Origin of the sequence: Pseudomonas sp. Xaverov 259 (genome assembly GCF_019352915.1) — a bacterium.
Taxonomy (GTDB): Bacteria; Pseudomonadota; Gammaproteobacteria; order Pseudomonadales; family Pseudomonadaceae; genus Aquipseudomonas.
Window position 1 is genome coordinate 18416 of record NZ_JAAAFV010000034.1, and the last position, 22366, is coordinate 40781.

General features: G+C 60.6%; 22 protein-coding genes. 10 read left to right on the plus strand and 12 right to left on the minus strand.

Annotated elements, in window-relative coordinates; all coding sequences use genetic code 11:
- Positions 1-3: 3 nt before the first annotated feature.
- Positions 4-339, plus strand: a complete 336-nt coding sequence (locus K0H48_RS16130; protein WP_219268223.1) for a hypothetical protein — start codon at positions 4-6, stop codon at positions 337-339.
- Here K0H48_RS16130 and K0H48_RS16135 read toward each other — a convergent pair.
- Positions 329-1942, minus strand: a complete 1614-nt coding sequence (locus tag K0H48_RS16135; protein ID WP_219268224.1) for a hybrid sensor histidine kinase/response regulator — start codon at positions 1940-1942, stop codon at positions 329-331. The genes K0H48_RS16130 and K0H48_RS16135 overlap by 11 nt on opposite strands.
- 114 nt (positions 1943-2056) lie before the next feature.
- Between K0H48_RS16135 and K0H48_RS16140 the strand changes: the two genes are divergently transcribed.
- Complete coding sequence (locus K0H48_RS16140) at positions 2057-2659, plus strand: response regulator transcription factor (RefSeq protein WP_219268225.1); 603 nt, start codon at positions 2057-2059, stop codon at positions 2657-2659.
- On the opposite strand, the gene K0H48_RS16145 is transcribed toward K0H48_RS16140, so the two are convergent.
- From K0H48_RS16145 to K0H48_RS16165, 5 genes are all read right to left on the minus strand, one after another.
- Positions 2656-3090 (minus strand): GNAT family N-acetyltransferase, encoded by a 435-nt coding sequence (locus K0H48_RS16145; protein WP_219268226.1) that lies wholly within the window; start codon positions 3088-3090, stop codon positions 2656-2658. The two genes, K0H48_RS16140 and K0H48_RS16145, sit on opposite strands and share 4 nt — an antisense overlap.
- A gap of 90 nt (positions 3091-3180) precedes the next feature.
- Positions 3181-4671, minus strand: coding sequence for an aldehyde dehydrogenase (locus tag K0H48_RS16150; protein WP_219268227.1), 1491 nt, complete (start codon positions 4669-4671; stop codon positions 3181-3183).
- A 39-nt stretch (positions 4672-4710) separates the two neighbouring features.
- Positions 4711-6090, minus strand: coding sequence for an APC family permease (locus K0H48_RS16155; RefSeq protein WP_219268228.1), 1380 nt, complete (start codon positions 6088-6090; stop codon positions 4711-4713).
- A gap of 120 nt (positions 6091-6210) precedes the next feature.
- The gene (locus K0H48_RS16160; RefSeq protein WP_219268229.1) at positions 6211-7593 is read right to left on the minus strand and encodes an aspartate aminotransferase family protein; all 1383 of its coding nucleotides are present in this window, start codon (positions 7591-7593) and stop codon (positions 6211-6213) included.
- A 46-nt stretch (positions 7594-7639) separates the two neighbouring features.
- A complete protein-coding gene (locus K0H48_RS16165; protein ID WP_219268230.1) occupies positions 7640-8479 on the minus strand; it encodes a helix-turn-helix transcriptional regulator in 840 nt (279 codons plus the stop codon).
- 195 nt (positions 8480-8674) lie between these two features.
- Between K0H48_RS16165 and K0H48_RS16170 the strand changes: the two genes are divergently transcribed.
- From K0H48_RS16170 to K0H48_RS16195, 6 genes are all read left to right on the plus strand, one after another.
- Positions 8675-9964, plus strand: a complete 1290-nt coding sequence (locus K0H48_RS16170) for an NAD(P)/FAD-dependent oxidoreductase (protein ID WP_219268231.1) — start codon at positions 8675-8677, stop codon at positions 9962-9964.
- A 23-nt stretch (positions 9965-9987) separates the two neighbouring features.
- Positions 9988-10398 (plus strand): RidA family protein, encoded by a 411-nt coding sequence (locus K0H48_RS16175; protein ID WP_058421954.1) that lies wholly within the window; start codon positions 9988-9990, stop codon positions 10396-10398.
- A 10-nt stretch (positions 10399-10408) separates the two neighbouring features.
- The gene (locus K0H48_RS16180) at positions 10409-11086 is read left to right on the plus strand and encodes a DUF1028 domain-containing protein (RefSeq protein ID WP_219268232.1); all 678 of its coding nucleotides are present in this window, start codon (positions 10409-10411) and stop codon (positions 11084-11086) included.
- Positions 11083-12228: an acetylornithine deacetylase gene (gene argE, locus K0H48_RS16185; RefSeq protein ID WP_219268233.1), complete on the plus strand. Its 1146-nt coding sequence runs from the start codon at positions 11083-11085 to the stop codon at positions 12226-12228. The genes K0H48_RS16180 and argE overlap by 4 nt, the downstream gene beginning before the upstream one ends.
- Positions 12229-12306: 78 nt before the next feature.
- Entirely contained in the window at positions 12307-12477 is a 171-nt protein-coding gene (locus K0H48_RS16190; protein WP_219268234.1) for a hypothetical protein, read from the plus strand.
- A 182-nt stretch (positions 12478-12659) separates the two neighbouring features.
- Positions 12660-13391 carry a type III effector gene (locus K0H48_RS16195; RefSeq protein ID WP_257626990.1) on the plus strand — a complete coding sequence of 244 codons (732 nt, stop codon included), beginning with the start codon at positions 12660-12662 and terminating at the stop codon, positions 13389-13391.
- Positions 13392-13561: 170 nt separating this feature from the next.
- On the opposite strand, the gene K0H48_RS16200 is transcribed toward K0H48_RS16195, so the two are convergent.
- A complete protein-coding gene (locus K0H48_RS16200) occupies positions 13562-14473 on the minus strand; it encodes a LysR substrate-binding domain-containing protein (protein WP_010171799.1) in 912 nt (303 codons plus the stop codon).
- A gap of 250 nt (positions 14474-14723) precedes the next feature.
- Here K0H48_RS16200 and K0H48_RS16205 point away from each other — a divergent pair, with 250 nt between their 5' ends.
- Positions 14724-16139 carry a cytosine permease gene (locus K0H48_RS16205; protein WP_219268235.1) on the plus strand — a complete coding sequence of 472 codons (1416 nt, stop codon included), beginning with the start codon at positions 14724-14726 and terminating at the stop codon, positions 16137-16139.
- A 57-nt stretch (positions 16140-16196) separates the two neighbouring features.
- On the opposite strand, the gene K0H48_RS16210 is transcribed toward K0H48_RS16205, so the two are convergent.
- On the minus strand, positions 16197-17702 hold the full coding sequence (locus K0H48_RS16210) for a sensor domain-containing diguanylate cyclase (RefSeq protein WP_219268236.1): 1506 nt from the start codon (positions 17700-17702) through the stop codon (positions 16197-16199).
- A 181-nt stretch (positions 17703-17883) separates the two neighbouring features.
- On the minus strand, positions 17884-18777 hold the full coding sequence (locus K0H48_RS16215) for a LysR family transcriptional regulator (RefSeq protein WP_219268237.1): 894 nt from the start codon (positions 18775-18777) through the stop codon (positions 17884-17886).
- 94 nt (positions 18778-18871) lie between these two features.
- Between K0H48_RS16215 and K0H48_RS16220 the strand changes: the two genes are divergently transcribed.
- The gene (locus K0H48_RS16220; protein ID WP_219268238.1) at positions 18872-20053 is read left to right on the plus strand and encodes an MFS transporter; all 1182 of its coding nucleotides are present in this window, start codon (positions 18872-18874) and stop codon (positions 20051-20053) included.
- Here K0H48_RS16220 and K0H48_RS16225 read toward each other — a convergent pair.
- The 3 genes from K0H48_RS16225 to K0H48_RS16235 form a co-directional block, all read right to left on the minus strand.
- Complete coding sequence (locus K0H48_RS16225; protein WP_219268239.1) at positions 20050-20532, minus strand: GNAT family N-acetyltransferase; 483 nt, start codon at positions 20530-20532, stop codon at positions 20050-20052. The two genes, K0H48_RS16220 and K0H48_RS16225, sit on opposite strands and share 4 nt — an antisense overlap.
- 82 nt (positions 20533-20614) lie before the next feature.
- Entirely contained in the window at positions 20615-20974 is a 360-nt protein-coding gene (locus K0H48_RS16230) for a hypothetical protein (RefSeq protein WP_219268240.1), read from the minus strand.
- Positions 20975-21435: 461 nt separating this feature from the next.
- Positions 21436-22366 (minus strand): hypothetical protein (locus K0H48_RS16235; RefSeq protein ID WP_219268241.1); only part of this gene is annotated, 931 nt, incomplete at its 5' end.

The following is a 22366-nucleotide window of genomic DNA, read 5'->3' on the forward strand; positions in this document are numbered from 1 at the left end:
ATCATGAAACTGCATGCCCCCATTACCCGTCTCACCCTGCTCGGCGCCCTGATCATCGGCGTCGCCGGTTGCAGCAACGTCAAGCCCAGCGAAGACCATCTCAAGACACTGTCGGAAACCAACCTCGGTGAACCGGTCAAGCGTATCTCCAATGTCCGCAGCGACTCCATGACCACCTACTACATCGCCAGCGCCGCCTCCGGCGATTACAACTGCTCCGTGCCCAGCGGCGCCAGCGGTGGCATGTTTGCCGTGGCCAGCTTTGGCCTGATGAAGCCTGCCGCCTACTGCCAGCCCAAGGGTGCTCGGGGCAATGGCTTGACGCCGTTTAACCAGTAACGCCCGATTGGCTGAGGTCACGCAGCGTGCCGCGCAGCTCTGCAGGCCGCACCGGTTTGGAGAGAATCGCGATCTGGCGGTCGTGCAAGGCCGCCTGGATTTTCTCCACGTCGTGGCCGGTGAGGATCAGCGCCGGTACCGCCCAGCCGCGTTGCTGGCGCAGGGCGTCGATGCACTCGATGCCGGTGGCGTGGTTGCCCAGGTCGTAGTCGGCGACGATGATGTCGCAGTCGCTGGCCAGGCCCTGCCCGCTGGACTCGGCCTGCACCTCGCAACCCCAGCGTTCCAGCAAGGCCTGGGTGGCCAGCAGCACGTTGTGGTCATCTTCCACCAGGCAGACTTTCAAACCCGTCAGCAGGCCGGCCTGGCGCGCGTCGTCGCGCGCAACCGGTTGGCGTGGCGCCGTCGCCAATGCCAGGCCATGCAGGCTCACTGAAGTGCCATGGCCCACCCGTGATCGCAGGCTCACCTGCACCCCCATCAATTGCCCCAGGCGCTTGACGATGGACAACCCCAGGCCCACGCCTTCGACATCCTTGTCACGCAGTTGGCGCACCCGATAAAACTCCTCGAAGACCTTTGCCTGGTGCTCCTCGGCGATACCGCGCCCCTGGTCATGCACCTCCACCGACAAGCCGCCGTCGCGCACGCGCACGCCGATCAGCACGGGCCGTTGGGCGCCGTATTTGAAGCAATTGGAGAGCAGGTTTTGCACCATCGTCGCCAGCATCGCGGGGTCGACCTGCACCCAATACGCACACGGCCGCAGGCGCAGTTCCACCCCGGCCCAATGCGCCGCCTCGGCGTGTTGGCGCACCAGGTCGGTGAGGAACTCACCCAGATGAATCACCTGGTACTTGGGCAACAGCCGGCCGTTGTCGAGGGTGTAAAGGTCGAGAATCGAACGGAACAGCTGCGACACGTTGAGCAGCGAACGGTCGATATTGTCCACCAAGCGCTGCTCAGCTTCGCCCAACTGCGCTTCACGCAAACAGGCGGTGAACAGGCCGATGGAATGGATAGGCTGGCGCAGGTCGTGGCTGGCCTGAGCCAGGAAGCGCGATTTTTCCAGGTTGGCGGCGATGGCTTCTTCGGAAGCCTTGCGCGTGCGCTCAAGCAAAATATGCGCGTACACCGGGATCACCGTGCTGGTGATCATCAGCATCAGCACCATGAACGGCTGCGCCTGCCACAGGGGCGTCAGCCGGTACACGATCAGCAGCGCGAGCAACGCCAGGCCCGTGGCAATCGCCAGGTAGCGCGAACCGTAGCGCATGCCATTGCCCAGGTTGACCCACACCATCACCGCATACAGTGGCAACGCCGGTTCACCGCCCACCACCAGCCCGAAGGAGGTGCCGGTGTAGTCGTGGATCATGCCGAAAATCCGCCGCGCCGGGTAATGCCCAGGCCAGCGCGCGATCACCTGGCGCAACACAATGGAGACCAGCAGGAACGCGACGATATACAGGATCACCGGCAAGTAGGTGTCGACCGACTGGCCCGGCAAAAAGCCCAGCGCGCCGATGTAGACGATAGCAATGGCGGCCACCACGATGCGCAGGTTGGCCTGGTCGAGTTCGGAATTGGTCTCATGACTCATGGGGGACGTCCTTGTGCGGCATTCGATCTATCCTTTATGCGTCACAGGCGTGCCTGTGACGCGGTGCTAAAGTAGCATGCCAACGCACATCCATGCCCCAGGAAGGAGCACGCCATGACCGGCCGAATCATCATAGCCGACGACCACCCGATGTTTCGCGAAGGCATGCTGCGCACCGTGCAGCGCCTGTTGCCCGAGGCCGCGGTACAAGAAGCCGGCGACCTCGACGCGGTGCAGGCGCTGATCCGCGAGGGTGGCGATATCGACACGCTGATCCTCGACCTGCGCTTCCCGGGACTGACCAGCATGAACCAACTGGCCGACCTGCGTCAGCAACTGCGGCGCACCACCTTGATCGTGGTGTCGATGGTCGATGACCCGGCGCTGATCGATCAGGTCATGGCCCTGGGCGCCGATGGCTTTATCGGCAAGAACATCACCCCCGATGAAATCGGCCAGGCCCTGTTGGCGATCCGCGAAGGCGAAGTGCTGGTCAAGTTCTCTCCCTCCGGCCTGCTGCCGCTGGGCACCCACAATCTCACCGCGCGCCAGCAGGAAGTGCTGCGCCTGATCGCCCAAGGCAAGACCAACAAGGAAATCGCCAAGGCCCTGGCGATCTCGCCGTTCACCGTGCGCATCCATGTGTCGTCGTTGCTACGCAGCTTGAAAGTGCCTTCGCGCGCGGCGGCGGCGGTCAAGTATTCCGGGGAGTTCTAGGCGTTTTCATTGCCCTCACGGGTGAATGAATAACGGTCGATATCCGTGCGTAACTTCCAGCCCTGGCCTTGCCAATACTCGGCGGCATGGGTGTTGGTCTTGAACACGTCGAGGTGGCATTTGTGGATGCCCAGTTGCTCCAGCGCAGTGAGGCAGCGCTCGACCAACGCTTGGGCGATGCCTTGGCGGCGGTAGTCCGGTAGCACCAGCAGGTGTTGCAGGTAGCCGCGCCTGCCATCATGGCCGCACATCACGCAGGCGATCACGCGGCCTTCGGCTTCGGCGACAAAACTCATCTGTGGGTTGCGGGCCAGGTAGCGCTCTGTGGCCTCGCGGGAGTCGGCGTCACGCAGGGAAATGCCAGGCGTGTTTTGCATCAGTTGGAGTACGGCGTCGTAGTCGCCGGCTTGCATAACGCGGATATTGACCATGGTGATAACAAGCCTCTGAGTGACGCGCCAGTTTGCCTGCATCCGTGCCGCCCGTGCACCTTTGAATACACGACCGGCTGACAAGGTTGGCTATCGCAACGCAAACCAGGTGGTTTTCAGCTGCGTGTACTTGTCGAATGAGTGCAGTGACAAATCGCGCCCGAACCCGGATTGCTTGCCACCGCCGAACGGCACCGCGACATCCAGGGCATCGACGGTGTTGACCGAGACGGTGCCGACATTCAAAGCACGCGCCACCCGATGCGCACGGTTGAGGTTATCACTCCATACCGAGGCCGCCAGCCCGTAGACGCTGTCATTGGCCTGCTGTATCGCTTGCTCTTCGGTGTCAAAGGCGCTGATCGCCAACACCGGGCCAAACACTTCATCGCGCGAGATCTGCATGTTGCCGGTCACCTCGCTGAAAATCGTCGGCTGGATGAAGTTGGAGGAGCCATTGATGATCACCTGCTCGCCACCCGCCAGCAGCCTGGCGCCCTCGCCCTGGGCCTGATGGATCGCCCCCATGATGCGGGCGGTTTGCTCACTGTCGACAATCGCACCGGCAGCGCTGCCAGGGTCCAGTGGATCACCCGGCATCCAGGCACGCGCCTTGGCAATCACACGCTCAACGAACTCGTCATGGATAGAGCGCTGCACATACAGCCGCGAGTTGGCCGAGCACACTTCGCCCTGGTTGAAGAAGATCCCGAAAGCGGCTTTCTCGGCCGCCAGGTCCAGGTCCTGGCAGTCGTCAAACACCAGGTTCGCGCTCTTGCCGCCACACTCCAGCCATACCTGCTTCAAGTTGGACTGCGCCGAGTACTGCATAAAATACTTGCCGACTTGCGTGGAGCCGGTGAACACCAGGCAATCCACGTCAGGGTGCAGCCCCAGCGCCTTGCCGGCAGTTTCGCCGAGGCCCGGCACCACATTCAAAACCCCTTGCGGGAGACCCGCTTCCAGGGCCAGTTGCGCCAGGCGCAAGGCCGAAAAGGGCGACTGCTCGGCCGGTTTGAGCACCACGCTGTTGCCGGCCGCCAACGCCGGTGCGAGCTTCCAGGCCGCCATGTCGAGTGGGAAATTCCACGGCACCACCGCCGCAACGACGCCCAATGCTTCACGGGTGATGGTCGCCAGTGCGTTGTGCGCGGTGGGCGCGACTTGATCGTAGAGTTTGTCCAGCGCCTCACCGTACCAGGCGAATACATTCGCGGCGCCGGGCACATCAATGTTGTAGGCATCCATCACCGGCTTGCCCATGTTCAGCGAATCCAGGAGCGCCAGCTCTTCGCGGTGAGTCATCAGCAGCTCGGAGAGCCTGATCAGGATTCTCTTGCGTTCCACCGGCGGCATACGCCGCCAAGGGCCGGTGTCGAAGGCCTGGCGGGCGCTGCGCACGGCGAGGTCTACTTCTGCGTCACCACAGGCGGCCACACGCGCCAGCAACTGATGGGTGGCTGGGTTGATTGCATCAAAAGTCGCCCCGCTGGCTGCGCTCACGGGCCGGCCACCGATCAAGGCGGTGTCGATGAAGGTCTGGCGGGCAACGCGTTGTTGCCAGTAATTAAGGTCGAACACGGTGTACTCCCAATCAAGGTGGATGGACAGGTGAAGGTTTTATTCTGCGATCTGCAATTCGGGCATCTTCACGCGCAAACCGCGCGTGATGCCCAGCAAACAAATCAGGCCAACCCCCATCCAGCACAGGCCGATGGTGAAGGACAGGCTCGACAGGCTGGTCCACAGCCAAATAGTGCTAAGGAACCCCAGCGCCGGCAGTGCGGCATACAGCAGGTAGTTCCTGGTGCCGCGTAATTGCTGGTCGACCACGTAATGCTTGATCACCGCCAGGTTCACCGCCGAGAACGCGAACAGCGCGCCAAAGCTGATCATGTTGGCCACCGTGTCCAGGGTGATAAACAGCGCAATCAACGAGAACAGGCTGACCAGCACAATCGCGGTGGCCGGCACGCGTTTTTTCGTCACCAGCTTGCCGAGCACGCGAGGCAGCGCGCCGTCACGGCCCATGGCGAACAACACCCGCGACACACTGGCCTGGGAGACCATCGCCGAGGCGAAACAGCCGGCCACATAAGTGGCGGTAAACGCCGTCACCAGCACCTCGCCACCGACCCGGCGCATCACATCCACCGAGGCCGAATCCGGGTCGGCGAAGGTGTTCCATTCCGGGAAGACCATTTGCGCGAAATACGACACCAGCAAAAACAGCAAGCCGCCAAACAGCGACACCACCATGATCGCCAACGGAATGGTGCGGCGCGGGTTGGGTGTTTCCTCGGCCATGGTCGACACCGCATCGAAGCCCAGGAACGACAAACACAGCACCGCCGCACCGGCCATGATCAACGGGGCGCTGAAACCTTCATGATGGAATGGCGCCAGCAATGAAACGGGCGCCGCCTGCCCGTTGAGGTTGTGCACCGACAGCGCCACGAACACCACGATGAACACCAACTGGGCCACGATGAGGACCCAGTTGACCCGAGTGATGGACTCGATGCCCACCAGGTTCAGCGTGGTCACCAGCGCAATCGAGCCGAGCACCCACACGGCGGTGGGCACACCTGGGAAGTACTCGGACATGTAGATGCCGATCAACAAATAACTGAGCAGCGGCAAAAAGATGTAGTCGAGTAGCAAGGTCCAACCGGCTATAAATCCGAAATACGCACCGAACGCCTTGCGTGTATAGGAGTAAACCGAGCCGGAAAACGGATGCGCCTGAACCATGCGCCCATAGCTATAGGCGGTCAGCAGCATGGCCGCCAGGGTCAGCATATAGGCGGTCGGCAAGTGCCCCTTGGTCATCTGCGTGACCAGCCCATAGGTGGTAAACACCGCCAGCGGCACCATGTAGGCCAGGCCGAACAGCACCAGCCCGACCAGCCCGAGCGGCTGGCGAAAGCGGCGCGTTGAAGCGGTTTTGGGTGAAGTGTGATGGGAGGGAGTTTCGGCCACGCTTGTTATTGTATTCATGGGTGACTCCTGGAAAGAGGGATGCAGGCCATCGCGGCAGTCGATGAGCTCGCTGCCGTTCAAGCCGTGTCTGATGGAGGTTGCCCGCCACCCCGCACCTGGGGTGATGGGCAGGTCACTTCAGAGTTTTCCCGCGATCCGTGCGGTGCGGTCTACTGCAATGCGGGTCTTGTCGACCAGCTCATCCAGCTCTGCACGCGTGGCCACCAGGGCCGGCGCCATGATCATGCGGCCCAGGGTCGAGCGGATGATCACGCCCTCTTCGAAGCCAAAGGTGCGGCACTGCCAGGCCAGGTCGTTTTCGTTGGCGAAGCGTTTGCGCGTGGCCTTGTCTTCGACGAACTGCAACGCCCCGAGCAGGCCCGTGCCCTGGATCTCACCGACCATTGGGTGGTTGCCGAACACCTCGTGCAGCAATTGCTGCAAGTACGGCCCGGTATCGTCCTTGACCTGGCGCACGATGCCTTCATCGCGCAGCGCCTTGAGGTTGGCCAGTGCCACCGCCGCCGCCACCGGGTGGCCGGAATAGGTCAGCCCGTGGGCGAACACACCGCCCTGCTCCACCAGCGCCTCGGCGATGCGCTTGCTCAGCACCAGGCCACCCATGGGCAAGTAGCCGGAGGTCAGGCCCTTGGCAATCGACAAGGTGTCCGGTTCAAAGCCGAAATGTTGGTGGGCGAACCACTCGCCGGTACGGCCAAAACCACCAATCACCTCATCGGCGCACAGCAGCACATCGTATTGGCGGCAAATACGCTGGATTTCGGGCCAGTAGCTTTCTGGTGGGAAGATCATGCCGCCCGCGCCCTGGAACGGCTCGGCGATAAAACCGGCGACGTTTTCGGCGCCCAGCTCCAGAATCTTTTCTTCCAGTTGCAGCGCGCAACGACGGCCAAATTCGGCCGGTGTCAGCTCGCCGCCATGGGCAAACCAATACGGCTCGTCAATGTGTGCGACGTCGGGAATCATGCCGCCCATGTCGTGCATGAACTTCATGCCGCCCAGCGCAGACGCAGCCAGGGTTGAGCCGTGATAGCCGTTCCAACGGCCGATCATGATTTTCTTCTGCGGCTGACCGACCACTTGCCAATAACGGCGCACGGTACGGATCAACACCTCGTTGGCCTCGGAGCCAGAGTTGGTGTAGATCACGTGGCTGTAATGCCCCGGCAACAGGCTGAACAACAGCTCCGACAGCTCGATCACCGCCGGGTGAGTGGTGTGAAAGAACATGTTGTAGTACGCCAGCTGGTCCATCTGCGCGGCGGCGGCGGCGGTCAGATCGCGGCGGCCATAGCCCAGTTGGGTACACCACAGGCCGGACATGCCGTCCAGGTAACGCTTGCCTTCGCTGTCCCACAGGTACAAACCCTCGCCGCGCACCATCACACGCGGGCCTTCGGCGTTCAGCGCCTTCTGGTCGACAAACCCATGGATATGGTGGGCCGCATCAGACTGCTGGTAATCCTCGGTGCGACGGTTGATTTGGGCGGGTAGATTCATGGCTTTTCTCTCTTATTGGTCGTGACGCAAGGGCTAGCAAGGCCGCTCAGCGGTGCTTGCTCATGTAACTTTCAAGCGGGTCTTTGCTCAGCACGCCCTGGGCTTCGGCGAGCGAGTCGATAAACAACGCAAACAGTTCCGACTGCGTGCCGATATCGAGCTTGGTGTAGATGTGTTTGCGGTGGGACTTGATGGTGTCTTCAGACACCTCAAGGCGCTCGGCCAGCGAGCGGGTGGAATGCCCGCGCAAAATCAGTTGAGCAATGCGGCATTCACGCTCGGTCAGGATCGACGAGCCGAAGTTGTTCAGCGCTGCGTGAATGCGTTGCTCCAACAGGTTTTCGAAGCGTGCCCCTTGGGCATCCAGGCCGACAAAATGCTTGCCCAGCACGGCCAATACCCAAGGGGCTATGCGCTTGAATTGTGCGGTGGTGGCGGCGTCGAGCTTTTGCGTAAACGCCAGGGACACCGCCAGGCTGGAGCCTTTACTCGATTGCAGGATGTAATTGAGCTCGTCTTCAAGCTGAGAGTGCCGGTAGAACGACTGGAAGTATTCGCTCAGCTCAAAGTGGTCAGGCGCAACGTCGGCCAAGGCATAACAGCCTGAGCTGACGTCTTCCACGCAGGCGTCGTAAAACGGGTCCAGCAAGTAAAAACCCGACAAGTACTGACGCACATTACCTTGCGGCAACCACGGCCCGTCCAACTCGAACAGGGCACTGGGCATGCCGCCACGCGGGTAAAAATACAGCGTCGTGGCCTGTATCGGCTGCACATACCCGAGGGCATCGAACAAGGCGGCAGCGAACCCCGATTGCCCGATGTTATCGGTCACCTGGGCCATCTGTTCAAACCATTGCGCAGAAGAAAGCCGGTCGTTTTCCACGTCGAAGCCTCGCTCAAAGAACTGCAAGGATGGTCACACACCCGCCGCGTCCTCGAAATCACCCGTTAGGGTGAGCTTGCATCCGATATTTATGCTCACTCCAAAGCTTAATAATATTTTATTAAAAATCGCCCTCCCCCTAGCCTTGAAGCCATGCCCAAGCTGAATCCAACTGCATTACGCAAGGACAGACACATGACTCAAGCCATAACAAAAACAGACACGCTGGTAGTGGGAGCCGGTCAGGCCGGTGTGGCCATGAGCGAGCACCTGAGCAAGCAAGGCGTGCCGCACCTGGTGCTGGAGCGCAGCCGTATCGCCGAGCGCTGGCGCACCGGGCGCTGGGATTCGCTGGTCGCCAACGGCCCGGCCTGGCATGACCGCTTCCCTGGCCTGGCATTTGACGACGTCGCCGCCGACGGTTTCGCGCCAAAAGAACGCGTGGCCGATTACTTCGAAGCCTATGCCCGCAAGTTCAACGCGCCGATCCGCACCGGCGTGGACGTGACGTCCGTGGTGCGTAACGTCGGCCGCCCAGGCTTTACCGTGCACACCAGCGAAGGCGTGATCGAAGCCAACCGCGTGGTCGCCGCCACCGGGCCGTTCCAGAAGCCGGTGATCCCGGCCATCGCGCCTGAAGACAGCGCGCTGCACCAGATCCACTCCGCCGACTACCGCAACCCCGCACAACTGCCCGCCGGCGCCGTGCTGGTGGTGGGCGCCGGTTCATCCGGCGTGCAAATTGCCGATGAGCTGCAGCGCTCCGGGCGCCAGGTGTACCTGTCGGTCGGTGCCCACGACCGCCCGCCGCGTGCCTATCGCAACCGCGATTTCTGCTGGTGGCTGGGCGTGTTGGGCGAGTGGGACCAGGCCGCAATGAAGCCCGGCCGCGAGCACGTGACCATTGCCGTGAGTGGCGCCCACGGCGGCAAGACCATCGACTTTCGTGAGCTGGCACAGCAAGGCATGACCCTGGTTGGCCTCACCCAAGCCTTCGACGGTAGCGTCGCGCGCTTCCAAGCCAACCTAGTTGAAAACCTGGCCCGTGGCGATGAGAACTACCTGGCCTTGCTGGATGCGGCGGACGCCTACATCGAGCGCAATGGCCTCGACCTGCCGCTGGAACCCGAAGCGCGCCGCGTGTTCGCGGATGCCGAGTGCATCAAAAACCCGATCCTGGAACTGGACCTGGCCAAGGCCGGTATCACTTCGATCATCTGGGCCACCGGGTTTGCCGTGGACTACAGCTGGCTGAAAGTCGATGCGTTTGACGCCGCCGGCAAGCCGCAGCACCAGCGCGGTGTGGCCAGCGAGTCGGGCATCTACTTCCTCGGTTTGCCGTGGCAGTCGCGCCGGGGTTCGTCGTTTATCTGGGGCGTTTGGCATGACGCCAAGTACGTGGCCGACCACATCGCCATCCAGCGCCAATACCTTGAATACCGTGAGCCCGCACCGGTTGCGCAAAAATCGCCTGTCATTGCCTGAGCACTTTTTTCGGAGTTTTTTTGATGCCTACTCATACTCGCATCCGCATGTTCAACACCAAGGAAACCTACCCTAACCAGAGCCTGGACAACGACCTGTGCCAGGCCGTGCGTGCCGGCAACACCGTGTATGTGCGCGGCCAGGTGGGCACCGATTTCGACGGCAAGCTGATTGGCCTTGGCGACCCGCGCGCCCAGGCAGAGCAAGCGATGAAAAACGTCAAGCAACTGCTCGAAGAAGCCGGTTCCGACCTGAGCCATATTGTAAAAACCACTACTTACCTGATCGACCCGCGCTACCGTGAGCCGGTGTACCAGGAAGTCGGCAAGTGGCTCAAGGGCGTGTTCCCGATCTCCACCGGGCTGGTGGTCTCGGCCCTGGGCCAGCCACAGTGGCTGATGGAAATTGATGTGATCGCCGTGATCCCCGAATAAGGAGCTGCCCATGACCTTTTCAATCGTCGCCCGTTGCGCGGACACCGGCCAGCTCGGCATCGCCATCAGCTCCTCGAGCATCGCCGTGGGCGCCCGCTGCCCATGGCTGCGGCCCGGTGTGGGCGCAGTGTCGACCCAGAACATCACGTTGCCGGCCCTCGGCCCGGACGTGCTCGACCTGCTGGAACAAGGCCTCGACCCGGCGGCCGCCGTCGACAAAGCCCTGACAAGCAACGGCTACAGCCAATACCGACAACTGACGGCGATTGATCACCTGGGCCGCAGCGTGCATTTCAGCGGCAGCGAAACCCTTGGCACCCACCATGCCGTGTCGGGCGAACAGTGTGTGGCGGCGGGCAATATGCTCGCCGACCGTGCGGTGATCGAGGCGATGGTACACGCCTTCGAACACGCCGAAGGCCAGCTCGCCGATCGCTTGCTGGCGGCGATGCACGCCGCCATCGAAGCCGGTGGCGAAGCCGGGCCGGTGCATTCCGCCGCGCTGGTGGTGGTTGGCGAGCTGACCTGGCCGATCATCAACCTGCGCGTGGACTGGGCCGATGAGCAGCCCATCGCCGAGCTGCAAACGCTCTGGGACGCCTACCGCCCGCAAGTGCAGGATTACATCGACCGCGCCCTCGCCCCCGACCGCTCACCGGGCTACGGCGTGGCCGGAGACGAGCGATGAGCCGCAGCCGCGAACTGCTGCAAACGCTGGTGGGCTTTGATACCACCAGCCGCGAGTCCAACCTGCAGTTGATCGAGTTCGTGCGCGACTACCTCGCAGGCTTCGGCGTGGCGTGCGAGCTGGTCTACAACGAGGCACGCAGCAAGGCCAACCTGTTCGCCAGCATCGGCCCGCTGCAACTGCCGGGCATTGTGCTGTCGGGGCACACCGATGTGGTGCCGGTGGACGGCCAACCCTGGACTGTACCGCCGTTTGAATTGACCGAGCGCGACGGCAAGCTGTTTGGCCGCGGCACGGCGGATATGAAGGGTTATATCGCCTGTGTGCTGGCGTTGGTGCCTGAGCTGGTAAAGGCCAATTTGCGTATCCCGGTGCATATCGCCCTGTCTTACGACGAAGAAGTCGGTTGCCTGGGTGTGCGCTCGCTGCTCGCAGTACTGGAGCAACGGCCGGTCAAACCGATGCTGTGCATTATCGGCGAGCCGACCGAGCTGAAACCCGTGCTCGGCCACAAGGGCAAACTGGCAATGCGCTGTGATGTGCACGGCGAGGCCTGCCATTCGGCGTATGCGCCCTATGGCGTGAATGCGATTGAGCATGCCGCCGAGTTGATTGGCGAGCTGGGGCGCATTGGCCAGCGCCTGCGCGAGCAACAGGACCCGCGGTTTGACCCGCCGTTCAGCACGGTGCAGACCGGGGTGATTACGGGCGGCAAGGCGTTGAATATCGTGCCCGCCGATTGCCGCTTTGATTTTGAAGTACGCGCGCTGCCGTCGATGGACCCGGGTGAAGTGGCTGAGGAGCTGCAAGCCTATGCCATGCAACAGGTGCTGCCGCGTATGCAGGCGGTGAGTAAACAGAGCGCGATTCGGTTTACCGAGTTGTCGGCGTATCCGGGGTTGGTGACCGATGAACGCAGCCAGGCAGCGGAGTTGATTGCAGCGTTCAGTGGCTCGCGGGATTTCGGCACCGTGGCGTTTGGCACTGAGGGTGGGTTGTTTGATGCGGTGGGCATACCCACGGTGGTGTGCGGGCCGGGGAGTATGGACCAGGGGCATAAGCCGGATGAGTTTGTGAGCCTCGAACAGTTGGCTGGGTGTGATGCCATGCTGGCGCGCATGCTCGACTCAATCCGCGCCTGAGCCACCTCTCTACCAAACACCACAGTTCAACTGTGGGAGCCGGGCTTGCCCGCGATGGCGGTGTATCAGGTGGCACATTTGAGGCTGACCCATCGCTATCGCAGGCAAGCCAGCTCCCACATTTACGTCAAACCGCCCGAAGTCACTTACACCAATATCCCGAATGAAGCTGGCGACGGTGAAGTGACCAAACTCGAAATCCTCGTCAAACCCGACCAGGCTGATGGCGTCTACAGCCCGGCGGAGTAAGGCGCAGGTTGCGCAGCTCGCACATTTTCTATTGTGTGTTCAGGCCGCTAATTCTGCGAATGCTTAGGGGAACTCATTGGGTATTGAGCGCCACACAGGTGTCAACTTTTCGCGTTTGTACGAAACGTACCAGACCTGGAGTAGTCAAGTACTACTCGCTCTTTACGATGAAGGTAAACCTCATGCGAGCAGAACCCGCCCATATACCTTATATCAGCTCAGGCATCAGAAACGGGCTGCAGAACTTGGGAAATCCTTTCAATACCGGCGGCTTGGAGAACATGAGTCAGGCAGACGTCGCGCAACACGCCAATGTTCGCTTCAAACCGAACCATGGCGCGCCGACCTATGAGGTAGCCCAGCAATCCAACGGTGAAATCTTCCAGGGGTGGCGCGTCAAAAACCACGCGCCTATAGCGAAGAAGTACCCATTTATCAAGTTCGTACGCACACCCGCAAAAGAAGAACAAACATCTGTGGGCGACAAGTTTCACATCAGCGTCGCACAAAAGGATATGCCCAAGGCCTTCGACGTCATCAGCAAACTGATCAGTTCAGAAGACAGCCCGATCAATAGCTGGAAAGCCACAGATGTTAACCGTGTCGACCCGAGAGACACACGAATATCCCAGGGCGCACAGTTCACGCTCTACGCCAAACCAGATCGCACTGATGGCACCTATAGCCCCGAGCACATGGGAAAAATACAGGCGTTGGTGAAGGCCATCGAGCAGGCGCTGCAGCAAGCGGGTATCGGTAAAAGCGATAATAAACCCGACTCCGACGTATCGGTGCCACAGTGGGGGTACGTGTCCTATCGTAATGAAATCAGGAGTGACCGGCAGGGCTCCGAGAGCCAAAGTGCCTCATTGAAGTTAGAGCCTTTTTTCAAGCTCGCAGTCGGTGTGGAGTAAACCTCACAATCCGTGCAACTAAGCCAGCAGCCACGGGCTCAGTTGCGTGCTGAGCCCTGGGCATATGGCTGTGCAGGCTCGGCTTGATGCGCATCTAAGCCAAACACATTCGCACGAGCCACACAGCTCCCACAGTTGATTTTCAGTGTTTATCAAATGGTATTTCAAGTTTAGCCAAGGAGCCTTGCGAGCTCTTCGCGGCAGTAATCCACAAACAACTGCACCGGCTTGGTCAACGGCGCACGCCGCAGCCAGACGGCGGATAACCCCGAGCCGGTGACCGTTTCTGCCAGCGGCACACACACCACCTTCTGCCCATCGTAGGTGTACTCGGTAAACGGCTTGGTCACCAGAATCGAAAACCCAAACCCGCGCCCCACCATGCCGCGCACCATCTCGATGGACGGCGAGCTGAACACGATATTCGGCGTTAACCCACGCTCTTCAAAGATGCTCACGAAGTACGTCCGGCTCGGCAGCACATCCAGCAAAATCATGGGTTCCAGCACCAGGTCCGCCAGCGACACCTTGGCTTGTTGCGCAAAGCGGTGATCGGCCGGCAACAGCGCATACGGCTGCTGCGGCGGCATCAACGGCGTGGTTTCGATAGTGCCGCCCAGGTCGTGCTCAAACAGCATCGCCACATCGATACTACCCGCCGTCAGCGCCTGCACCAGTTCTTGCTGCTCGCCGTCGCGAATGCGGATTTCCACCCCCGGCCAGAGCGCCTTGAACCCCGCGATCAAGCGCGGCAAGTACAACGGCGCTACCGTCTCAAAGCAGCCGATATCGATCTGCCCCGCCACCACATCATTGTCGGCCAGGGCGTTTTGCTCGAACTCATGGGCCACCCGCAGCAATTCCAGCGCCTTGCGATAAAACCTTGCGCCGCTGGGCGTCAGCGAAACGCCCTGGGCGTGATGGCGGATAAACAGCTGCACGCCAAAGCTGTCTTCGAGCTGTTTGATCGCTGTGGAAACCGACGGCTGGGCGATATACAGCTTACGTGACGCCTCGGCGACACTGCCGCACTCGGCCGTGGTGACAAAATATCTGAGCTGGCGCAGGTTATAGGCAGCCATCGGGACCTCCAGAAACGTGGGACTTCGCCCCAAACAAGTGCGTGAAAATCGGCTTTTTCACACTGATTCAAGACCATGCAACATACCGGAGCAAAAAATCCGATGAGCTATATTTTTTAAGGTCTATAGCAACAAACTTACTAATTTACCTCCCAGCGCCCTTTGCAGATGATCACTCCAACAACAAAGCGCCGCCTTGGCTGCGCACAGCGAAGTACGTCAACGTACTCACCTTGCCTTGGAGCTCGTCATGGTCAGCACTGCAACATCCTCCGCCCCGCTTATCGAAAAACACACGATCGGATACGTGCCCCCCGAAGACCGCCATGGAAAGGTAAGAGACCTGTTCACCCTGTGGTTCGGCGGCAACATCGCGCCGTTGCCGATCGTTACCGGCGCGCTGGGTGTGCAGCTGTTCCACTTGAACCTGGTATGGGGCATCGTCGCCATCCTCGTTGGCCATTTGGTCGGCGGCGTGCTGATGGCGCTGCACTCAGCCCAGGGCCCGCAAATGGGCATCCCGCAAATGATCCAGAGCCGCGCGCAGTTCGGCTCCCTCGGCGCCTTGCTGGTGGTGGTGATCGCCGGCGTCATGTACATCGGCTTTTTCGCCTCCAACATCGTGCTGGCGGGTAAATCCCTGCACGGCGTGGTCGACAGCGTGCCGGTGCCCGTGGGCATCGTGATTGGTGCGATTGGTTCCGGCATCATCGGCATCATCGGCTACCGCTTTATCCACGTGCTCAACCGCATCGGCACCTGGGTGCTCGGTGCCGGTATCGTGCTGGGCTTCGGCTACATCTTCACTCACGTGCAGACCACTGATTTTCTGACCCGTGGCAGCTTCAATATCTCTGGCTGGTTGGCGACTGTGTCCCTGGCTGCACTGTGGCAGATCGCCTTTGCGCCCTACGTGTCCGACTACTCGCGCTACCTGCCGGCCGACGTACCCGTGGCGTCGACCTTCTGGACCACCTACCTGGGCTCCGCCCTTGGCTCCAGCCTGGCCTTTATCTTCGGCGCCGTCGCCGTGCTCGCCACCCCGGTCGGAATGGACACCATGGAGGCGGTCAAACTCGCCACCGGCGCCATCGGCCCGCTGATGCTGGTGCTGTTCCTGCTCAGCGTGATCAGCCACAACGCCCTCAACCTCTACGGCGCCGTGCTGTCGATCATCACCCTGATCCAGACCTTCGCCTACCGCTGGATCCCCACCGCCAAAAGCCGTGCGGTGATCTCCACGCTGGTGCTGGCCGCCTGCGCCATCGCCGCCGTGTTCGCCTCCAAAGACTTTATCGGCCATTTTGTCGACATGGTACTGGTGCTGCTGGTGGTTCTGGTGCCGTGGACGGCGATCAACCTGATCGACTTCTACGCGATTCACAAAGGCAAGTACGACATTGCCTCGATCTTCCGCGTGGATGGCGGCATCTACGGCAAGTACAACCCACAGGCGCTGCTGGCGTATGCGATCGGGATTGCAGTGCAGATTCCGTTCATGAACACGCCGCTGTATGTGGGGCCGATTTCCGAGCACATCAACGGGGCGGATTTGTCCTGGGTGGTGGGGCTGGTGGTGACGTCACCGTTGTACTTCTGGCTGGCGAGTCGGGACAGTGCGTACAAGCGCCGGATGGACGGTGGCAAGTTGGTAAGTGGGGTTTGAGTTAGCTGACTGAAGCGGGCTGGTCTCGTTCAACAGGGGTTCGATTGTGAACCCCTGTCACCAGTGCCCCGTCATACACTGGTTCCGCCCCGCCGCCTTGGCGCGATACAACGCCTGATCCGCCACCTCAATCAACCCTTGTAAATCCTCCAGCTGAACACCTGTTGCAGTCGCAATGCCGATGCTCGCCGTCAACCGCCCGAACGGGCTGGTGCTGTGCAGGATGTTTTCTTGCTTCAACAGGTCGAGAATCAGCAGGGCCACCACGGCGGCGCCGTCCCTGTCGGTGTCCGGCATGATAATTCCCATCTCTTCGCCGCCGTACCGCGCCACCAGGTCTGACGGCCGCCTTACGCACGCCTCGAAAATCCTGCTAACCGTCTGCAGGCAGGCGTCCCCCGCCACATGCCCGTAGGCGTCGTTAAAGCGCTTGAAGTAGTCGATATCGATCATCAGCAATGCCAACGTCGTGCCCTCACGCTTGGCGCGCAGCGCCTCCCTGGCGAGGCTCTCATCAAAGCAGCGGCGATTGGCCAAACCCGTGAGGGCATCCTTCATCGCTAGCAACTCAAGCTGCCCGTTGGAGGCGAGCAACTGCTGCTGGGTTTCACGCAACTGATCTTCCGCCTCGGTGCGCCGACGGATATCCAGGATCAAAAACCAGCCGATAAGACCGGTAAGCCCCAGCAACCCCGCCACCACCACCGCCGACAGCAGTGCCTCGGTGCGCCACGCGGCGAGGGCTTCGCGCTTGCCCAGCGCCACCGTGGTGATCAGCGGCAGCCGGTCACTCTGGCGGAAGGCGTAAAGCCGCTCCACGCCGTCCAGGCTGGAAGTAAACGACGCAGTACCGACCGACTGATCAACCAGGTACTTGGCATAGATGGGCGACGTGGAAAAATTGCGCCCCATGTCCTGTTCGCGAAACGGATAGCGCGCCAGCAGCGTACCGTCGGTATGCGACAAGCCGATCGCGCCGTCCTGCCCGACGTCGATCTTGCCAAACAAGCGCAGGAAGTTTTCGATGCCCAAGGTCACCGCCACAACACCGGCAAAAGTACCCTGCGCATCATTGAAACGCCGGCTGATGGTCATCACCCATTCCTGATTCGACCGGCTGACAATCGGCGGGCCGATAAAGATCTCGCGGGAAGGATCGTCACGGTGATGAATGAAATAGGCGCGATCAGTGCTGTTGGCGCCCGCAGGAATCGGCCGGTTGGAGGACATCAACCAGCGCCCCTGTTGATCGTAGATCGTGACACCACTGAGCTGTGGCATCAGCGGCTGCTGGCGGTTGATCAACGTACTCAGCCGCTGAATCTGCGCAGGCCCGCTACCCTCAGTCTCCAGACGCTCGACAAGCCCGAGCAACAGCAACGCACTTTGGCGCACGATGCCTTCGGAATAAGTCGACAGCGCCTGGGTAAGGTTCAGGCCATGGACGTCCACCTCCTGCAGGGCGCGATCTCGAGAGGCAAACACCTTCCAGACCGTCAATGACCCCAGGGAGCAACCGATAACGGCCAGCAAAAGCACAACCAGGTGGGTATCACGCTTCACATTGCTACCTTTGGCAAGCACGGTTTTCCATAACAGCGGACAGTGGACCTGGGCACCAGCGGCAGCCATTCGCCCTGTTTCGCGGGCAAGGATACAAGTAGTTATAAACCGGCGCAGCAACAGATTATGCGCACGAGAACGGTTCATATTTCCGCGCCTCACAGTGCCCGCAAGCCGGAGCTTATAGCTGATGATGCTCGAGCAAAAAGTCCACAAACAACCGCACTCGCGCCGGCATGGCCGCGCCGCCGACGAACACCGCGTGAATCGGCTCAACGTCGCCGGGGTTCCAGGCTTGCAGCAGCGGTATCAGCTCGCCGCGCCGCAGGTCTTCGCTGACGGTGAACTCGCCGATACGCGCAATACCGGCCCCCACACGCGCAAGCTGTGCCAGCGCTTCACCACTGCTGCATTCGATGTTGCCGCTCACCTTGAGAGAAAACCCCTGGCCGTCGCGCCTAAACGGCCAGTGGGGTTCGGCACGCCGAAAGTTGAAACGCAGGCAATTGTGCCGCAGCAGGTCTTCGGGTTGCTGCGGGGTGCCGTGGCGCTGCAGGTACTCGGGCGAGGCCACCACCACCTGGCCGGTGTCGCCGAGCCTGCGCGCGGTCAGCGGGCTGTCGGGCAGATGGCCAAAGCGTATCGCCACGTCAGCCTGGCCGCCGAGAATGTCGACCACTTCGTCGCCCAGGGTCAGGTCGACCACGATGTTCGGGTAACGCGCACTGAAGGCGGCCACCAAGGGCACGATCGTCATGCGCCCATGGCCCAGGGCGGCGCTGACCCGCAACCGGCCCTTCGGAACGCCCTGGTCGGCAATCGCTTCTTCCACCTCGTCCATATCGGCCAGGATACGCCGCGCCCCGCGCAGGAACGCCTCGCCCTCGGCGGTAAAGGTGATCGCCCGCGTGGTGCGCAACAGCAGCCGCGTGCCAAGGCGTTGCTCGGCGCGCGCGATGATCCGGCTGACCGCCGACGGCGTAAGCCCCAACACGCGCGCAGCCGCCGACAGGCTGCCCTCCTGCGCCACGCTGGCGAACACCAACATCTCACCTGACCTGCCGTTGAAGTCCATTTGTGCCTCTTACGCAAAGGTGATTGCCAAAAACGCCATCTACCGCCTTCAAAGGCTGGATCGTAGCATTGGCGGCATAGATAAGGAGCCTTCCATGCGTATCAATCCACCCCTCGTTGCACTCGCCATGGGTGCCTTTGGCATCGGCGTCACCGAATTCGCCCCCATGGGCATGTTGCCGGGCATCGCCGCCGACCTCGGCGTCTCGATTCCTGCCGCAGGCCTGTTGGTCAGTGCTTACGCCATGGGCGTGCTGCTCGGCGCGCCGCTGATGACCCTGACCACCGGCAAGATCCCCCGGCGCTACCTGCTGATCGGGCTGATGGCGATTTTCACCCTGGGCAACCTGATGTCCGCCCTGGCCACCGACTATTACAGCCTGATGATCGCCAGGGTCGTGACCTCACTGAACCACGGCGCATTCTTTGGCGTGGGCTCCGTGGTCGCCGCCAGCGTGGTCGCCCCGGAGAAACGCGCCGGCGCGGTGGCCGCGATGTTTATGGGCCTCACCCTCGCGACCATTGGCGGCGTGCCGCTGGCCGCCTGGTTCGGCGAACTGTTCGGCTGGCGCACCGCCTTCTGGGGCATTACCGGCCTCGGCGTTGTCGCCATGGCCGCACTGTGGTTCGCCCTGCCCAACCTCAAGGCGCCGCCACACGTCAGCGTGATGGCCGAAATCCGCGTACTGGGCCGCGGCCCGGTGCTGGGCGCACTGGCCCTCACCGTCATCGGCTCGGGCGCCATGTTTACCGTGTTCACCTACATCGCGCCGATTCTCAGCAGCGAAACCCACGCCTCCACCGCCTACATCACCGCCATGCTCGTGCTGTTCGGCGTTGGCCTGACCCTCGGCAACCTGTGGGGCGGCAAGGCTGCGGATCGCTCGATAGACCGCACCTTGATCGTGTCGCTGAGCGTGCTGATTGTGGTGTTGCTGGCGTTCACCGTGCTGATGCGCTGGCCGTTGCCGGCGGCGGTGGCCATCTTGATATGGGGCGTGGCCAGCTTTGCCCTGGTGCCGCCGTTGCAGATGCGGGTGATGGAGGCGGCCAAGGACGCGCCTAACCTGGCGTCGGCGGTGAATATTGGGGCGTTTAATTTTGGCAATGCGATTGGGGCGGCGTTGGGCGGTGTGGTGATTAATGCCGGGTGGGGCTATCCGGCGATTTCGCTGGCGGGGGCGGGGATGGCTGGGTTGGGGTTGTTGATGGTGGTGGGGTTTGCTTGGCGGTCGAGGGCGAAGGGGGTGTTAGCCGTCAATCAGGCGTCCAGCTAGCAAGCTGGGCCAATCGCCGGAACACTCTGGCGAACATAATAATGGTCGAATTCACTGCTTTCGATGAATTGGAAACCATGGCGGATGTAAAAGCGATTCGACGCACTGTCTTTGAGAGCACCCACTTTAATGGGGAGCGCAGCTGCATCCGCCTCTTTGAAAATTTGACTGAGCACCGCAGACCCTACACCTGATCCTTGCGCGCCCGGCCTTACATACAAATGGTCGAGCAAGAGTTCATTGTGGTGATGCTTGACCACTACGAAACCAACCTGCTCGCCAGCTACCTCGATGTGGCGTGTGTTGTGAGCTTCAAAACCGCTAACAAACCGCTCGCGCGCGCGCACTGGATCAAATCGCCCAACACGCTCCAGGCTTTCGCGCATGGCCTCAATTCGAATGGCTACCAGATCATCCAAGTCACTTTCTTGAGCCTGGACCAAAATGATTGGGGAATTTTGATTGGGTGTGACGGGCATAGTCTGCGCTCGAACTAGCAACCTGGGACGGCCAGTATAGAGAGCCTGGCATTAGGTGCCCAGGTTCAGGAATGTGGGGCGGTTAGTTTTCTATGAAGAACCAGCTGATAGCCATTCCTATGATGGATACAACCGCTACGAGTGGCGGCATGACCATCCAGAACTTGAGACGTCGTGGGATTTTTTCAACGTCCGCAACCTGTACCAAATGCCGCCACTGAAACACTTTAGGGATAAGAATGATGATAGCCATGGCGACTACACGCACGTGCCGCCCCTCAAAATGAGCATTACGGAAAATATGCCTGTACCCGACTACATAGTCGCTGTGTTGCACGTAGTGCTCTGCGGCATCGAGCTTTTTGAACATCACGTAAAAAGTGAGCGGAATGCTGAGCATCATGAGGATGAGGGAGCACATGCCCAGATATAGCCAAGCCATTTAATTACTCACAGTCTTGTAGATAAACTTGCCTGCGCTTTCCGCCAGTCCGCTTCCGAGCGCCCCCGGAGGCGACAGAGAGCCGCCACAACCCAGGGGAATTAGCGTGATATCAATAGCCAACTGATACACATGACGGTAACGGATATGAAAGCAATCAGTGTCGGCATGACCATCCAGTACTTGAGATATCGCGGGATTCTTTCAACGTCCTCAACCCGTACTAAACGCCTCCACTGAAATATTCTTGGAATAACAATGATGATAGCCATAGCCACCAGCCGCTGGGGCCTTCCATCAAAGGGTGCATGACGAAAAATATCCCTGTGCACAGTGATGTAAGCACTGCCCTCCACGTAGCGCTCTGCAGCGTCGAGCTTTTTGAACATGGCACAAAAAACCAGAGGTAAGCTCAATATCATGACGACCCCAGCGCACATGCCGATATATTCAAAGACCATTTAATCCCCCACCGCCCTATAGAGAAACTTCCCTGTGCCTTCTCCCAGGAAGCTTCCGGCTTTCCCTGCAGCAAATCCACCTGCGGCACCGCCGACAATGGCACATGCCAACGCTCCGGCACCTGCTGTGGGTATGCCAAAAACAATCATGCAGGCGCCGACACCGATAGGCGCCCCAAACGCCCCGCCCACAGATGCGCCACCCACCCCCAACACCAACTTACCCCCTTCAACATACTTCGCCTGCGTACACGCTTGCTCACGCCCTGTGGAACACGCCTCCGTTATCTCCAATGCCGTCGCTCCAACATCCAACGCGATGCCAATGTAAGTCCCTTTCTTCAATATTTGCGAGGCCTTGGCCAAACGCTTGACCCTTTCCTCATACCCACGAATTTCTCCGTGGTGCCAGTAGCTTTTACTGGAGATCCCCAACATCTTTTTAATCGATCCTTCGTTTCTCAACCCCGTACCAAAGCGCGCCATGCCCGAGATTTGGCTGTCCAACCTGGCAAACAGCGCCCTTCGTTTAACCAAAAACTCCTCCCTCGCCCCAGTGGTGCCTTTGCTCAAATACTGCTTATGCAAATCCTCGATTTCCATAAGAGTCTTCTCAACTTGCGCCAAATGCTTGCTCCATGCACTGCTGGCACTGCCGATGCCAAGGGACGAATAGCTCAAGATAGCCTGCACCTGATCATAGTTTTTGATCAGGAACTGGTCGGTTGCGGAGTACGCCAACAGGGCGAGCTTTATATTTTGCGCCGATCGCATCAGCTGTGCTTCTTCAGCGGTGCAAGCGGCGGTTCGGCTATCCCCGATGATCACCAATTGCCCCGGCAACACCACCGTGTTGCGGATGTGCTGGTTGAGGGTGTCGAACTTGGTGTGTGTATACGGATCAAGCGCCAGGCTTAGTTTAAGCAATGGA

Coding starts and splice junctions, on each gene's coding strand:
- K0H48_RS16145 (WP_219268226.1), bottom strand. CDS start 3,090: ATGGTCAATATCCGCGTTATGCAAGCCGGCGACTACGACGCCGTACTC.
- K0H48_RS16170 (WP_219268231.1), top strand. CDS start 8,675: ATGACTCAAGCCATAACAAAAACAGACACGCTGGTAGTGGGAGCCGGT.
- K0H48_RS16175 (WP_058421954.1), top strand. CDS start 9,988: ATGCCTACTCATACTCGCATCCGCATGTTCAACACCAAGGAAACCTAC.
- K0H48_RS16135 (WP_219268224.1), bottom strand. CDS start 1,942: ATGAGTCATGAGACCAATTCCGAACTCGACCAGGCCAACCTGCGCATC.
- K0H48_RS16225 (WP_219268239.1), bottom strand. CDS start 20,532: ATGCCCGTCACACCCAATCAAAATTCCCCAATCATTTTGGTCCAGGCT.
- K0H48_RS16155 (WP_219268228.1), bottom strand. CDS start 6,090: ATGAATACAATAACAAGCGTGGCCGAAACTCCCTCCCATCACACTTCA.
- K0H48_RS16215 (WP_219268237.1), bottom strand. CDS start 18,777: ATGGACTTCAACGGCAGGTCAGGTGAGATGTTGGTGTTCGCCAGCGTG.
- K0H48_RS16140 (WP_219268225.1), top strand. CDS start 2,057: ATGACCGGCCGAATCATCATAGCCGACGACCACCCGATGTTTCGCGAA.
- K0H48_RS16160 (WP_219268229.1), bottom strand. CDS start 7,593: ATGAATCTACCCGCCCAAATCAACCGTCGCACCGAGGATTACCAGCAG.
- K0H48_RS16220 (WP_219268238.1), top strand. CDS start 18,872: ATGCGTATCAATCCACCCCTCGTTGCACTCGCCATGGGTGCCTTTGGC.
- K0H48_RS16130 (WP_219268223.1), top strand. CDS start 4: ATGAAACTGCATGCCCCCATTACCCGTCTCACCCTGCTCGGCGCCCTG.
- K0H48_RS16195 (WP_257626990.1), top strand. CDS start 12,660: ATGCGAGCAGAACCCGCCCATATACCTTATATCAGCTCAGGCATCAGA.
- K0H48_RS16230 (WP_219268240.1), bottom strand. CDS start 20,974: ATGGCTTGGCTATATCTGGGCATGTGCTCCCTCATCCTCATGATGCTC.
- argE (WP_219268233.1), top strand. CDS start 11,083: ATGAGCCGCAGCCGCGAACTGCTGCAAACGCTGGTGGGCTTTGATACC.
- K0H48_RS16180 (WP_219268232.1), top strand. CDS start 10,409: ATGACCTTTTCAATCGTCGCCCGTTGCGCGGACACCGGCCAGCTCGGC.
- K0H48_RS16200 (WP_010171799.1), bottom strand. CDS start 14,473: ATGGCTGCCTATAACCTGCGCCAGCTCAGATATTTTGTCACCACGGCC.
- K0H48_RS16205 (WP_219268235.1), top strand. CDS start 14,724: ATGGTCAGCACTGCAACATCCTCCGCCCCGCTTATCGAAAAACACACG.